We start from the raw sequence: 14055 nt of genomic DNA, 5'->3' as shown, positions 1-14055 counted from the left end.
ACGAACTTTTTTGTAACCTGGAGGCGCCGATGAAGGATCTCGTGTCGAGATGTCCGATCGAGGAAATGATGCAGATTCTGAGCGGTCGCTGGCCGACGCTGCTGATCTATTATTTGAAGCAGGGCACCAAGCGCTTCAGCGACTTGCGCCGAGACAATCCGACCATCTCACACAGGATGCTCGCGCTTGAGCTCCGCAAGCTGGAAGACGCCGGTATCGTAAGCCGCACGGAATTCGGCGGATATCCGCTGCGCGTGGAGTACGATCTGACCTCCGCCGGTCACGCGCTCGTGCCCTTGATCGATGCTTTGGGGGACTGGTGGACGTCGGTTGCGGCGGCGGCTGACGGAGAAGGCCGCCGGAACGAAATCAGCGTCTCGGCAAGGGCGCAGCGAACCAGCGGCTGAAGGCCCAAGCGAGGAGACTGCCGTGACAATGCTCGTCGAGCGCTTCAACCTGCCGGCTGCGCATTCGCCCGCGCCGAGCGAGCGCGATGCCGAAACAGTTCAGTTCGCACAGGCCGCGCTGACGTCCGCCAAGCGGGAGGGCCTGCAACTCGCAGTGCGGGCGCGCTATGTCGCCCTCGTCGTCATTGGCTGCCTGATCATGGTGATCAACCCCGCCTGGGAGCAGCTCTACTACGTGGCGCTGCTCGGCTTGTTCGCACTGATCGGCTGGGCCCAGGTCCGGGTTGGGCGGGTCGGCCTGTCACGGCCGGAATTGGCACTCCTGTTCTGTGACCTGGCGCTGCTGACCTGCCTCATCGTGGTTCCCAATCCGTTCGGAGCCTCGCACTGGCCGGTCGCGATGCAGTACCATTCCGGCAACTTCATCTATTTCTTCGTCCTGCTCGCAGGCGCCACTTTGGCCTATACTTGGCGGACCGTCATTGCGGTCGGCATCTGGACAGCTGCGCTCTGGATTGTCGGCATAGCCTGGGTCTGGTGGCAACCCGATCGCGATCCTGCGCTGACGGCCCGCATCGCGGCCGCAACAGGCAACGATGAGCGCTTGTTTGCGATGATCTCGCCGAGCGAGATCGTGTTCCACGTTCGCGTCCAGGAGATCGTCGTCTTCATGATCGTGGCCGTGACCTTGGCGCTCGCGGTCCGCCGCAGCAACGTCCTCTTGATCCGGCATGCCGCGGTGGAGCGCGAGCGCGGCAACCTCGCGCGCTACTTTTCACCGAATGTCGTGGCGGAATTGTCGAAACAGGACGAGCCGTTGAAGCAGGTGCGCACGCAACACGTCGCGGTGCTGTTCGTCGACATCGTCGGCTTCACGGCCTTTGCCGATGGACGCTCGCCGCAGGAGGTTGTGCGGACGTTGCGGGAATTCCACGGATTGATGGAGCAGGAGGTTTTCCGCCATAGCGGCACGCTCGACAAATATCTCGGGGACGGATTGATGGCAACGTTCGGCACGCCCTTTGCCGGCGAGCACGACGCCAGCAACGCGCTGCGATGTGGCCAGGCGATGATCGCGGCGGCGGAGAGTTGGAACGATCAGCGGGCAGCGTCAGGCGAGCCAAAGCTGCATGTGAGCTTTGGCTTGCATTATGGGCCGGTGGTGCTCGGCGACCTCGGGCAGACCTGTCTGGAATTTGCCGTGATCGGCGCGACCGTCAACGTGGCAAGCCGTCTCGAGGCCTTGACCCGCACCCTGGGCTGCGCGCTGGTGGCAAGTGACGACCTCGTCAGCCAGGCGAAGGCCGAGCTGGGCGGCGCAGCCGCAACGTTTCAGTCATTGGAAGCGCGAGAGGCGCGGGCGGTCCGCGGCATTCAGCAGCCGATCGCGATCTGGACCCAGCCGCGCGGCGCGTAGAGCCGAACTCCCGCGGCCTCAGGAAGCCAAACAAAAAGCCCGGCCAAACGGCCGGGCTTTTGATTGCTTGCGTTCGGTGCCGGCTTACGCGGCCTCGTCGGCGACGGTGCTGTCGTCGCCATCGGTATCGTCGGTATCACCCTCGGCATCCGTGTCAGCTTCGCCCTCGGCAGCTTCCGCCTTGGCATTGCGGCGCGGGCTCTTGGCGAGCTGCGCCTCGATCTCCTTGACCGCTTCGGTCTCGGTCGAGTGCTGCACCACCGCGATCTCGCGGGACAGGCGGTCGAGCGCCGCTTCATAGAGCTGGCGTTCCGAGTAGGACTGCTCGGGCTGCGATTCCGAGCGATAGAGGTCGCGCACGACTTCCGCGATCGCGACGATGTCGCCCGAATTGATCTTCGCTTCGTATTCCTGGGCGCGGCGCGACCACATGGTGCGCTTGACGCGGGCGCGGCCCTTGAGCGTTTCCAGCGCCTTCTTGACCAGCGCCGGATCGGACAGCTTGCGCATGCCGACATTGGCGACCTTGGCGGTCGGCACGCGCAGCGTCATCTTGTCCTTGATGAAGTTGATGACGAACAGCTCGAGCTTCGCACCGGCGATCTCCTGCTCCTCGATGGCCAGGATCTGGCCGACGCCGTGAGCGGGATAGACCACGAACTCGTTGGCCTTGAAGCCCTGACGCTGGGTCACGACCTTCTTTTCCTCGACCTTCGGCGCAGCCGCGGGCTTGGCAGCCGGCTTGGCGGCGACGGGAGCCTTGGCGGGCGCAACGGCAACAGGGGCCTTCGTCGCGGCGGGCTTGGCAGCGGGGGCCTTGGCAGTCACAGGCTTGACATTCAAAGGCTTGGCGGCAGCAGGCTTGGCAGCGGTCGCTTTCGCGGCCGGTTTGGCAGTCTTGTTAGGCATTGCGCTTCTTTTGTTCTTCGAGGACTTTGCAGCCGGCGCCTTCGTCGCGGTCCGACCCTTGGATGCGCTACGGCTGGCCGCGGCGACTTTTTTGGCCTCCTTATGGGAAGCCCTCGCTGAAGTACTCTTTTTACGCGTTTTCTGTGACACAGCCTGCGCGCGGAAACTGCCACGCCCCTGTTCGACATTTGGTTTCACGGGAACCCAGAGGGGCCAACGGGGCTGACGGGGTTCGGCTTAATGTGCCCAATATAGCACATTTCCCGCAAAAATCAATGATTTAGGGGTCTTGAGGGCTGGTTTTCGGCGGCAGCGCCGCTATTAGGGTTAAGTTTGGGCGCGAATTAGTCCCCAGAGCCGGGGTTCGGAGAAAAATATTTCTCGAACTTGCCTTCCATGCCGTCGAATTCCTTGGCGTCGGCAGGTGATTCTTTCTTCTGGGTGATGTTCGGCCAGCTCTTGGCGTAGTCGGCGTTGACCTGGAGCCACTTTTCGAGGCCCGGTTCCGTGTCCGGCTTGATGGCGTCGGCGGGGCATTCCGGCTCGCACACGCCGCAATCGATGCACTCGTCGGGATGGATGACGAGCATGTTGTCGCCCTCGTAGAAGCAATCGACCGGGCAGACCTCGACGCAGTCGGTGTACTTGCACTTGATGCAGTTTTCAGTGACGACGTAAGTCATCCAACGCTCCGAAAAGCTCTTTTAGAAGTCGCGGCTTGCCTAGCGCGGATGGCCGGGCGCCGCAAGGTCGGGAAAGCCCGATCATGACGGCTTTGTGTGTTTGATCGACCAAGAAATGAATAGAAAGCGCAATTAATTGCGCGTCCCGAGCTCCTCGTAGAGCACGCGAGCCGAGGCGGCATCGCCACGGCGCTCGTTGAAGGCGGTGACCTTCAGCACGCGCACGGTGCGATCGAGCGCGATGGTGAGGACGTCGCCAAGCTTGATCGCATGGCCCGGCGATGTCTCGCGCACGCCGTTGACGCGGACATGGCCGGTGACGACGAGCTCGGCCGCGGAGGTGCGCGCCTTCACCACGCGCGCGTGCCACAGCCATTTGTCGATGCGCTGCCGCTCGGTCGTCGTCGTGGGATTACTCCTTCCGCCCCAGCTGCTCTTTCAGCGCGGCGAGCTTGGCGAAGGGCGAGTTCGGATCGATCGGACGATCGCGCTCGCGCGGGTTCGCGCTCGAGGCGTAGGGACGCAGCGAGGGACCCGACTCGCGATCACGGCGGTCGCGGCCCTTGTCGCGGTCGCGGCCGCGATTGTCGCGGCCCTTGTCGCGATCTCCGCCGAACTTCTTGTTGTCGCGGTTGCGATCGCGATCCTTGTCGCGGTCCCCCTTGCCCTGGAAGCTGCGATTGCGGTCGTCGCGACGCTCACCACCCTCGCCGCCTTCACGCGGCTTGCGGAAGTCGCGGCCGCCATCGCGGCGATGGCCGCCGCCATGACGATGGCCCGGCTTCGCGCCGTCGGCGGCTTCGCCGGGCGCGGCGCTCGCTGCATCGGGTGCAGCGCCGGGCCGCGGACGCTGGTTGTTGTGACGCTGATGGCGATGGCGCTCGTGGCGCGGCTTGCGATCTTCGTGACGACCGGCAGGGCGCCAGACCTCGACCAGCTCAGGCTCGGCCGGTGCGACTGTTGCCTCAGGCGCGGCAGCATCGGGGGATGCAGCAGCTTCCGTCGCGGCGGTCTCGGCGGCAGCCGCTTCGAGGCCGGCAGCCTCGGCGGGCGTCGCAGCCTCTTCTGCGGGCGGCGCGATTCCGGGGGCGTCCTCGGGCGTGACGGGCGCTTCCGGAGACGCTTCCAGCGCCGGCTCCTCCTGAGCCTCCGCAGGAGCGGGGTCGTCGTGCGGCTCCATGCCGGGCGCGTCTTCGACGGTGACGGCTTCGGCCGTAGCCTCAGCGGCCGGGGTCTCAGCCGACAGGCCGGCAACGGCTTCCGCTGCAGCCTCGGTCGAGGTCTCCGCGCTGCCTTCAGCGGGCGGCGTCTCGGCCGCGACGGTCTCAGTGACGATCTGCTCGGTCACGACCTGCTCGGCGACCACAGGCTTCGGCGGCAGCGGCGGGCGCTTCTCCATGCGATAGCCGAGCGCGCGTAGCACGGAGGCGAAATCCTCGCCGGCAGATCCGGTGAGCGAGGTCATCGCCTGCGTCACCACGAAGCTGCGGCCGTCGAACGCGCCGGCGGGCTTTTCGCCCGGCGAATTCTCGCGCCACGCCAGCGCCGGGCGGATCAGGTCGGCGAGGCGCTCCAGAATGTCGACGCGCACCGCGCGCTCGCCGGCCTGCTTGTAGCCGAGCACGCGATAGGCATCGCGCGGCAGCGCCTTGTCGACCGGGAACGAGGTACGCCCCGAGGAGGCCAGATGCTGCGCGCCCGAGAGCGCGGAGAGATCGACATTGTCCTGCTTCAGCGCCCAGAGCAGTGCGGCGAGCGCACGCGCGGCGGGCTTGAGCAGGCCGGGGAAATAGATGTGATAGGCGCCGAAGCGGACGCCGTATTTGCGCAAGACGGCGCGCGAGGACTGGTCGAGATCCTTCAGCTCGCTGGCGATCTTCGGACGCTCGAGCACGCCGAGCGCCTCGACCAGCTGATAGGCGATGCCGCGGGCAATGCCGGTGACGTCCTCGGCCTTCGACAGCTCGAACATCGGCCCGAGCAGCTTTTCGATGTGGGTCTTGAGCCAGAGCTCGAGCCGCGCCTGCACCTTGTCGCGGGGGGCGCCGGTCAGGCGCTCGTCCGAGATGATGCGGATGCGCGGATGCAGCGCCTCGTCTGCGGCGGCAAGGCGCGCCATGGCATCGCCGGTCCAGCGGATGATGCCTTCGGACGTGAGCACGAACTGCTCGTCCGGCGCATTGCCCAGCTTTTCGGCGCGCGCGTTGATCTCGCCGGCGAGCACCGCTTGCGCTGCAGCCTGCAAGGCTTTCGCATCGGAGCCGGCTTCCGCCGCATCCGGTGCAAAGGTGAAGCCATCGAGGCGGCCGATGACATGGCCTTCGACGATGACTTCGCCGGTCTTGCCGATTTCAGTATTCAAGCTCGTGTTCTCCCGCAGGCGGCGCATCAATACACTGGTCCGGCGATCAACGAAACGCTCAGTCAAGCGTTCATGGAGCGCATCCGATAATTTATTTTCGACCTCCCGCGCGATCCCCTGCCAGCGTTCCGGGTCTTTCAGCCAGTCCGGGCGGTTGGCGACGAAGGTCCAGGTGCGAATCTGGGCGATTCGGGCCGACAGCGTGTCGATGTCGCCGTCGATGCGGTCGGCCTGGGTGACCTGGGACTCGAACCAGGCATCGGGAATGCAGCCCTTGCGCATGAGGAAGCCGTACAGCGTCGTCACCAGCTCGGCATGGGCGGCCGGCGACAGCTTTCTATAGTCCGGGACCTGGCAGGCTTCCCAGAGCCGCTCCACGGCAGCCTTGCCATGCGCGATATCGCGCACCTCGCCGTCGCGGGCGGCGTGATCGAGCACGCGCATGTCCTCGGCGATCGGCGCGCGCGTCAGCGTCTCGTGGCCGGGGGCGAGGTTCAGCGAGACCTGGAGCGCGCCGAGCGAGGAGAAATCGAGCTTGGAATTGCGCCATTGCAGCACCTTCACGGCATCGAAGGTGTGGTTCTGCAGCGCGTTGACGAGCTCGGGCTCGAACGGCGCGCAGCGGCCCGTGGTGCCGAAGGTGCCGTTGCGGGTGGCGCGGCCGGCGCGGCCTGCGATCTGCGCGAATTCGGCCGGCGTCAGGCGGCGGAACTGATAGCCGTCGAACTTGCGGTCGGAGGCGAAGGCGACGTGGTCGACGTCGAGATTGAGGCCCATGCCGACGGCGTCGGTGGCGACGAGATAATCGACGTCGCCGTTCTGGAACATCGCGACTTGCGCGTTTCGTGTGCGGGGCGAGAGCGAGCCCAGCACCACGGCGGCGCCGCCATGCTGGCGGCGGATCAGCTCGGCGATCGCATAGACTTCATCGGCCGAGAACGCGACGATCGCGGTGCGGCGCGGCTGGCGCGTGATCTTGCGGTCGCCGGCGAATTCGAGCTGCGACAATCTGGGCCGCGTGATCATGGAGACGCCCGGCAACAGGCGCTCGATGATCGGGCGCATGGTGGCGGCACCTAACAGCAGCGTCTCGTCGCGGCCGCGGCGGTTGAGGATTCGATCGGTGAAGACGTGGCCGCGCTCGAGATCGGCGGCGATCTGGATCTCGTCGACGGCGAGGAAGGAGACGTCGATATCGCGCGGCATCGCCTCGACGGTCGAGACCCAATAGCGCGGATTCTTCGGCTTGATCTTCTCCTCGCCGGTGACGAGCGCGACGCTGGCCTCGCCGGCTCTGTCGGCGATCTTGTTGTAGACCTCGCGCGCGAGCAGGCGCAGTGGCAGGCCGATCATGCCCGAGGGATGCGCCAGCATCCGCTCGATGGCGAGATGGGTCTTGCCGGTATTGGTCGGACCGAGCACCGCAGTGACGCCCGCGCCGGGGGCGCGCTCGGAGGCGAAGGGGGAGGAGGAAAAAGCCATGTCTATCGGATTAGGTAATGGCGATTTGGGCGAATGTCAGTGCTATCCGGGGCGGAGAGGGGGCTGGCTCTTCGTTCCTCATCCTGAGGAGCGCGTCAGCGCGTCTCGAAGGATGAAGGCCCGGCTGGTGCTGCTGGGCGAGCCAAGCCCCTCGCCCTTCGAGACGGCCGCTTGCGCGGCCTCCTCAGGGTGAGGGGCACACCGCGGGCGTGAAAACGCCCGCCCCAAATCCCGCGCAACTGTCTCACTTTGCGACGCTTTTCCCGTTCGCTTTAAGCTTCGGAACGACTCTAGAACGAATCGCGGCCGAATCGCTGACTCCCCTGTGAGTCCCGTTCCGTTCACGCAACATGTCGCGGGACTCGTCTTGGTCGTGCACTAGATGGAGTTTTGCGGGAGCGCACAAGCGCGCGGGTTGGTTAAAGCTGGGGATGGGCTCGAGTCGAATCAGAATCGGGGAGGAGTCAAATGGATTCACTGCGGCGGGGCTGGCCAAACAAAGAGTGCGAAAACAACCCCATGCACAGTAGGTAAGTCGTTGAAATCATTAGGGCGCGCTTTTGGGCTCCCATTTCGCTCGTCATTCCGGGGCGCGACGCAGTCGCGAGCCCGGAATCCATCGCGCAACCGTCTCTGCGGCCTGATGGATTCCGGGTTCGCGCCAAGGGGCGCGCCCCGGAATGACGGCGGAGAGAGCGGTGCGGCCTCCTTGCCTACTGCGTCTTCGCGACCCTTGGCGGCTGGGGCGACGTGATGAAGCTGGTGGCTTCCAGCATGGCCGGGCCGAGCGGGGTCGGCACTTTCAGCCAAAACGGGACCAGGATGCGCGTGCCGGCGATGGGGGCGAACGCGATCTCCATGTTGCGCTGGGCGGCGAGGTATTTGATCACGGGCCGGTCGGGGATGTAGCCGGCGATCGGCACGAAATAGATCGCGCAGACCACGACCGGGCCCTTGTACCCCTTCTCCGCCTTCACGGTCTCCATGCGCTTGAAATCGAGCTTGAGCTCGTAGCGCATGCGGCCGTCGAACACGGGCGCGGAGCTGTGGCAGGCGTCCTGCGAAACGGGATCACCGGTGCCGGGCACGCGCAGCAGCGAAGCGGTCATCGGGTCCCAGACGCCGCGGCGGTGCGCCTCGGTGACGACGATGCGATCGGGATCGACCGGCGGCTCCGGCAGGATGGCAAAATCCTTCACATTGCCCTTGTCGAGGGTGATGCGGATCTCTTCGGTCTTTTTCTGGGTGGTGGTGGAGGCCTGGTAGCCGGTCGCAACCAGCGCGCCACCAACGACGCGCCCCTGGCTGGCGCCGGTGCCGGACCCGCCCGTGAACGACTTCAAAAGCCCGGTGGTGCCGCCGGCGGCCGCCGCCGAGAACACGTCGTCCTGGATATCGATGTTCCAGGCGCCCTTGCCGACGGGAATGCCCGCCAGCGTCGCCTCATATTGCGCTTCGAGCTTGCCTTGCGCCGCCGCGGGCGCTGCGCCGGACGCCAGGCCCAGCACCGCCGCGAGGCCACAAAGCGCCATCAGCCGGCCGGCCAAGGGGACGTCCAAGCGGACGCCCCGACACAGACAGGCTGAGCGCAAGACTTGCGCGAAATGAAGCGTTGTCGGCACGAAACAATCCAATCAGAGCGCGATGTGCTGTTACTTAAGCCAAAACCGGCGGCAAACAATGTGTCGGGGCGTGCAGCCCCGGGAACTCCACCGGACTCTTCGACGGCGAATACGCCCTTTATGTGATGGTAAGGCGCGACAATCATTGCCGTTTTGGTGATCGGGCGGTAACGGGGGCGTTCCGAGCTCTCCCCACCTCCGCCGTCATGCCCCGCGAAGGCGGGGCATCCAGTACGCCGCAGCGCCTCTGGTCAGCCGCGCCGCCGCGGCGTACTGGATCGCCCGCCTTCGCGGGCGATGACACCGAGGCTGGGGCGCGAGATCCCGGGTTCGGGCTCTGCCCGCCCCGGGACGACGGGCCAAAAACGGCCCGTCGCCTTGACGTCCCGCCCCTTCCCCCCTATACGTCCGCCCGCTCCCTGCAAGGACGAAAGAATTTGCCCCAGTGGCGCCGAAATGGCGGCCGCACTCGTTGGGGGTTCGAACTAAAGGATTTATGCCATGTCTCGCCGCTGCGAACTGACGGCCAAGGGCCCCCTCGTCGGCCACAAGGTCAGCCACTCCAACATCAAGACCAAGCGCCGCTTCCTGCCGAACCTCGTCAACGTGACGTTCATCTCGGAAGCCCTCGGCCGCAACGTGCGCCTGCGCGTCTCCACCAACGCGATCAAGAGCGTCGACCACAATGGCGGCCTCGATGCCTACCTGCTCAAGGCCAACACTGACGCGCTCTCCCCGCGCGCCGTCGAGCTGAAGCGCGCCATCCAGAAGAAGGTCGGCGACACCCAGCCTGCCAAGCAGGCGAGCTGAAATTTTTCAGAATCGGGCGGGGGCTAAGTTGCGTCGCGTGGCGTAGGCTTAGCCAGTAGAGTTTGAGTAGCGGCCGGATCGGAAGATCCGGCCGTTTTTGTTTTTGGGCGTCCTCCCGACTGTCGTGGTTCTCGTTAAGCAGCCGGCATAGGTCTTTCCGCTCACCTTGGTTTCAGTATCAAAACGAGTTCTTGCGCATCGACACGGGCGTTTCGGCCCGCCTGATTTCCGCGTTGATCGCTCGTGCCACCAAGGCTGCTAAAGCGACTTTGAACAACCTTGCACTCCACCCGAAACTCCTCTGACGCAATGTCTGAAATGAGAGAACCGGAGAGACCATTCGAGCACGCGTGATTAGGGAATGTTAAGATTGCCTTTGCACCCTGCCCTGCGATCGTACGAAGCAGTCGCTTAAGCGCCTCCGTGGACTCCGATCGCACACTGTAGCTGGACCGAGGCCTAAGTCTTTCCGGAGGATAGCGTCCGACGCCAGATACTTGGCCCGCTCTGCCATTCGCGACAGATTCAAGCACATGATAAAATCTGCTGTAATGAACTCCAGAATAGGGCGGATCCAGAAACGCGAGATCCTTCTCAGTCAAATTTGCCGCCACCAGATTTGCATCGCGCTGCACCGCCTCGCCTGCTTGCTTAGAAACTAGAGTGCAAAGCGCATCCAGATTTAACCGCGTTCTCTGCACTAGATCTCTCGACCAGGCCTCTGCTAAAAATCGCTTGGCCGTCCTTGTTGGCTGAAACGGTTGCGCGGTATGTCCAGGGCTAGCAGCACAAAAACTGGCAGCTCCGATCAATGATGCGAGAGCAACGTCACGCGCGCTTCCTCTTGGAGCAGTAGCGCGCAAACCGTCGATCCAGACAGCTTGGCGGGCGCTGAAATAGTGCCCTCCATATGCGTTAGTTAGCGGAACATCCTCAGCGGCCTCACACCAATCGCGGTGCCGCTCAACAATTTGCCGCGTAACTCGCCCATCCAGCGCTGGCACGGCGCCGAGCCCACGAACTCGTTCATTGGCCCGGGCAAACCATGCCCGCCAAATTCGATCGCTATCCAAAGACTGTCGTCGCGCAATGATCGCATTGGCGAGAACGACGCTATAGTTCTGAAGGTCGGAAGCTAAAACTGGAACATCATAATTCAACGCTACGTGACCAGCCACCGATGCGGACCCCGTGAACAGATCAACAAATCTCCCAACACCATAGAGTTCGCGGCTAAGCACCTCGCCTAACCCGTTCCGGAGCATCGCTCTCTTGGAGCCCATGTACTTCATGAAGTGTTAGTCGACCGCGTCAGGTTGCCATACTCCAGAGCGCGACTCTTTCGCAGCTTCCCAAAGAAATAACCGCCTTCGCCACATCTTGGGCCATCCGAAAGTAGGTCTGGGTTGCTTTGGAATTACCAGCTTGAAAAGCTTCAACTTCATTCAAGGCGTCTCGGATATCTTCCCAAAGATCCTGTAACTCGTCGGCATCCCTATCCCCATCCCATAGTCCCTTCGCGACTCCGAACTTTGCCCACCAAAATTTGAAGGAATCTATTGGATGATTCGCGGCTTGAAACAACCGCGACGTCGAGCCGGATGCTGCCCTGAGCAACAAAGTCGCTCGCGACATCACTGCAAACGCACTGAATGCCATATCATCCGGCAACTTCTGAGAGAATTTGAAGATCTCGAGATCAGAGGGACTCACCTCCCTAAACATGAATTCAAGCCACTGGCTTGTTGCCTCCGGCGACAGGCCTTGATGTTGAATTACCGGCTCAACAAACTTCCTGAACCTCGGGCGCGCCTTGTCGGGCCTCTTGGCCGTAATTGACGTAAATTGAGCCTCAAGGGTAACCCTCAACAAATGGGAGTCGATGTTGTCGAAGCGGCAAACTGGCGAGGGCTCTAGCGCTTCCCAAAGGCTCTTTACAAATTCAAGCGCGCTGTGCCCCCCAACCTCCCAGAACTTTGGCAATCCGTCCGGTTGGTAGCTTGAAATATTTCTCGCTCGATGATCGTCGGGGAAAATCCGCAGATCCATCCCCCACTGCTTGAACCACTTGCGAGCATGTGGGGCGAAGTTTCCTGCACCACCGATAGGCGCGAACCAATTCTCAAGGCTGATGCCATACGGCCGAATTATGTTTGCAAATAAGTTAGCGGACGTACCTTGCTCAGACCAGAATTCAAGACAGTTCCAAGCGAAATGATGCGTGCCCTGTTTCGTATCGAGGAAGGACGCAACATTCGAACTGGTGATTGCAAAATGATCACCATTAAAAACCCCAACGCCTTCTGTAGCTAGTAGAGCTGTAGCGGCCCGAAGCTCGGCATAGTAGGCCAAGTGACGCGCTCTGTGAGGATCCCCACGGAGTAGGGCCAAAATTGCTCGTCCAAGATAGCTCCACCCATCTGCGCAGTGTAGCAACCCACTCGCCACGATGAGCTCGGCAAGCTGGCTAGGATTTTGAACGCGACCAACACGTACGTCGTTTCCAATCTCTCGAATAGGATCGACAGCGTAACGATTCTGGGGGCCCAGCCAGGACGACTTGGCCATAAAGCGACCAAGACCTTCGAGGGTACTCTCGACGTCCTCTCGCCTCAATCTACTCAGTGTAATTTGATCTGCTTGCTCGATGGCCATCAATTACACCAATCGCTTTGCAAGCTGGCCAACTTCACCTCCAGATTTGGCGAGGTGCTCGAGAAGTTGAATCCGAATTTCTTTGTACCCACTACTTCCACGGAAGACCAATTTGTCGCGACGCTCGTTCTCTGTGACGCTCGGATCGCTGCTCGTACGCCAATCAAACCCAGCAAGAGCACTAGCCAATGACTTGAGAAAAGCCGCCATTTTTTGTTTGGGCAACGTAGCAACCGCTTCCGATACAGCTTCCGCATCACTCGCCGATGCGTTCGCCTGCACTTGCCATGAACGAAGTTCGAGCTTTGAAGCCGCTAAAAAGCATAGATCGTTGAGCACGTGCAGCGCGCCACGAACCCCTTGATCGGTAGTCAATAGCGAGTGCGGCCCGTAAAATGGAGCCGACTCAGCATCATCTGCTCGCAATTTTTTCTGCGCGTTAATTGTCTTCTTCGCCCAATCACTCGATGACTTGAGGACGGCCTCGCGCAGTAGAATCCACCAGTATATCAGGAAAGCCGCTTGTTGGGCTCTGCTCCAGCCAAGAACTTCGTCACCCTCCTGCATTCGCGACCCAAAAAGACCTCCCGGGTTTTCACGCCTTCCATGCCAAGGTCGTATCAGGGTGGACATGAGAGACTTAATCCACGCAGCTTGAGTAACCCACCTGACCTTCTTTTCGCCCAACATGTTGATGCGGTCGTACCAGGGGCTATCCGGATTTGACCATAGCGCCTCGGTCAGTTCCTGAGAGCGCGTCTCCCGATAGACATAATGTCCTTCCGCCTTATCAAGCCAGTCCTCAGCGCGCAGTAGCGGATAGAGATCGAATGCAAGACTTGGATTAATGCGCTTTGGCTTGATGTTGATGGTCCAGAACAGGTACGCCTGCCAGCTCACGTCCAGCCCATGGAAGGCCACTACTGGAAGCTCAAAAGAAGGATCAGCGTTTCGATCGAATGCCCAAAGACGATGCTGCCCATCGATCACTTCGAAGGGTGGTAGCAACTTAGGAGTCCAAGACGAGCTCCACTCCTGATAGGGCATCATCAATTCGGCAACGCTATCGGAAGAGCGCACGTCAACGGAATCGTCCGGCGCAACCTCGGCTTCGAGATTCCTCTTGTCGCCTGGCTTCAAAATATTGATGACGATAGCTGTAGGCAGCCACCCCGGCTTTCTCATGTCGTTGAAGTCCGCGGACTTCCGTCTGCTTTCGCTCAGAGTGGACCACGGGTATCCAAAGTCCACAAACTGTGCGATCTCCTCGGACCTCTCTGGTTCGTGTCTTCGCTGGATGCCCAGATCCAAAGCGCGATCTTTCACCTTCGACGCGTCACGCCTTGAGATCCCGCATAGCGCCCTCAACTCGACCGCAGGAAGAGAGAATATGTAGAAGTGAGGCTGCGGTTTCGAGCGATGCAGCTTTGCCGAGAACGGAATTTTGTCCCAGCCACTGAGCCACTGATTCACCTTGAGCGCGGGCACTGACCGCCTCTTAGCTACCGACTTTTTCAATTGAGTACCCCAGAATTCGCCTCAGCTCAGGGTTGTAACCGAACAGCTTTAGCAGATAAAGGCTACTTAAGACCGACTAACAATCCTTTTCACAACAAGTGGATGGAGCGCGGAGCGTCCGCTCGATACTCCAAGAAAACCAACGGTACTTCTTATTCCATTTCCGCTATACTCGCCCCGGTAGCATCCC

At 61.9% G+C, this 14055-nt stretch carries 11 protein-coding genes; 3 read left to right on the top strand and 8 right to left on the bottom strand.

Annotated elements, in window-relative coordinates:
- Nucleotides 1-29 precede the first annotated feature (29 nt).
- Nucleotides 30-407, top strand: coding sequence for a winged helix-turn-helix transcriptional regulator (locus ACTEK7_RS15580; RefSeq protein ID WP_225147485.1), 378 nt, complete (start codon nucleotides 30-32; stop codon nucleotides 405-407).
- Nucleotides 408-435: 28 nt separating this feature from the next.
- Nucleotides 436-1824, top strand: a complete 1389-nt coding sequence (locus ACTEK7_RS15575; RefSeq protein ID WP_225147498.1) for an adenylate/guanylate cyclase domain-containing protein — start codon at nucleotides 436-438, stop codon at nucleotides 1822-1824.
- Between the two features lie 84 nt (nucleotides 1825-1908).
- Here ACTEK7_RS15575 and ACTEK7_RS15570 read toward each other — a convergent pair whose 3' ends face one another.
- From ACTEK7_RS15570 to ACTEK7_RS15550, 5 genes are all read right to left on the bottom strand, one after another.
- Nucleotides 1909-2733 carry a CarD family transcriptional regulator gene (locus tag ACTEK7_RS15570; RefSeq protein WP_074447640.1) on the bottom strand — a complete coding sequence of 275 codons (825 nt, stop codon included), beginning with the start codon at nucleotides 2731-2733 and terminating at the stop codon, nucleotides 1909-1911.
- A 344-nt stretch (nucleotides 2734-3077) separates the two neighbouring features.
- Nucleotides 3078-3416: a ferredoxin FdxA gene (gene fdxA / locus ACTEK7_RS15565; RefSeq protein WP_018643465.1), complete on the bottom strand. Its 339-nt coding sequence runs from the start codon at nucleotides 3414-3416 to the stop codon at nucleotides 3078-3080.
- Between the two features lie 132 nt (nucleotides 3417-3548).
- The gene (locus tag ACTEK7_RS15560; RefSeq protein WP_074447665.1) at nucleotides 3549-3800 is read right to left on the bottom strand and encodes an RNA-binding S4 domain-containing protein; all 252 of its coding nucleotides are present in this window, start codon (nucleotides 3798-3800) and stop codon (nucleotides 3549-3551) included.
- 28 nt (nucleotides 3801-3828) lie between these two features.
- Nucleotides 3829-7260, bottom strand: a complete 3432-nt coding sequence (locus tag ACTEK7_RS15555; RefSeq protein ID WP_225147486.1) for a helicase-related protein — start codon at nucleotides 7258-7260, stop codon at nucleotides 3829-3831.
- A gap of 713 nt (nucleotides 7261-7973) precedes the next feature.
- On the bottom strand, nucleotides 7974-8792 hold the full coding sequence (locus ACTEK7_RS15550; RefSeq protein WP_109145579.1) for a DUF3108 domain-containing protein: 819 nt from the start codon (nucleotides 8790-8792) through the stop codon (nucleotides 7974-7976).
- A 591-nt stretch (nucleotides 8793-9383) separates the two neighbouring features.
- On the opposite strand from ACTEK7_RS15550, the gene rpmB reads away from it, so the two are divergent.
- A complete protein-coding gene (gene rpmB / locus ACTEK7_RS15545; RefSeq protein WP_036001998.1) occupies nucleotides 9384-9692 on the top strand; it encodes a 50S ribosomal protein L28 in 309 nt (102 codons plus the stop codon).
- A gap of 161 nt (nucleotides 9693-9853) precedes the next feature.
- On the opposite strand, the gene ACTEK7_RS15540 is transcribed toward rpmB, so the two are convergent.
- The 3 genes from ACTEK7_RS15540 to ACTEK7_RS15530 form a co-directional block, all read right to left on the bottom strand.
- Nucleotides 9854-10975 (bottom strand): DNA adenine methylase, encoded by a 1122-nt coding sequence (locus tag ACTEK7_RS15540; RefSeq protein ID WP_474809534.1) that lies wholly within the window; start codon nucleotides 10973-10975, stop codon nucleotides 9854-9856.
- Between the two features lie 28 nt (nucleotides 10976-11003).
- On the bottom strand, nucleotides 11004-12044 hold the full coding sequence (locus tag ACTEK7_RS15535; RefSeq protein WP_225147488.1) for a hypothetical protein: 1041 nt from the start codon (nucleotides 12042-12044) through the stop codon (nucleotides 11004-11006).
- Between the two features lie 306 nt (nucleotides 12045-12350).
- Nucleotides 12351-13835, bottom strand: coding sequence for a DGQHR domain-containing protein (locus ACTEK7_RS15530; protein WP_225147489.1), 1485 nt, complete (start codon nucleotides 13833-13835; stop codon nucleotides 12351-12353).
- Nucleotides 13836-14055: the final 220 nt, after the last annotated feature.

The organism is Bradyrhizobium sp. JHI2711 (assembly GCF_056156565.1).
Note: the sequence above shows the minus strand (reverse complement) of the source record. Positions and strands in the feature narration are given on the sequence as shown.

Coding starts and splice junctions, on each gene's coding strand:
- ACTEK7_RS15580 (WP_225147485.1), top strand. CDS start 30: ATGAAGGATCTCGTGTCGAGATGTCCGATCGAGGAAATGATGCAGATT.
- ACTEK7_RS15575 (WP_225147498.1), top strand. CDS start 436: ATGCTCGTCGAGCGCTTCAACCTGCCGGCTGCGCATTCGCCCGCGCCG.
- ACTEK7_RS15570 (WP_074447640.1), bottom strand. CDS start 2,733: ATGCCTAACAAGACTGCCAAACCGGCCGCGAAAGCGACCGCTGCCAAG.
- fdxA (WP_018643465.1), bottom strand. CDS start 3,416: ATGACTTACGTCGTCACTGAAAACTGCATCAAGTGCAAGTACACCGAC.
- ACTEK7_RS15555 (WP_225147486.1), bottom strand. CDS start 7,260: ATGGCTTTTTCCTCCTCCCCCTTCGCCTCCGAGCGCGCCCCCGGCGCG.
- ACTEK7_RS15550 (WP_109145579.1), bottom strand. CDS start 8,792: ATGGCGCTTTGTGGCCTCGCGGCGGTGCTGGGCCTGGCGTCCGGCGCA.
- rpmB (WP_036001998.1), top strand. CDS start 9,384: ATGTCTCGCCGCTGCGAACTGACGGCCAAGGGCCCCCTCGTCGGCCAC.
- ACTEK7_RS15540 (WP_474809534.1), bottom strand. CDS start 10,975: ATGGGCTCCAAGAGAGCGATGCTCCGGAACGGGTTAGGCGAGGTGCTT.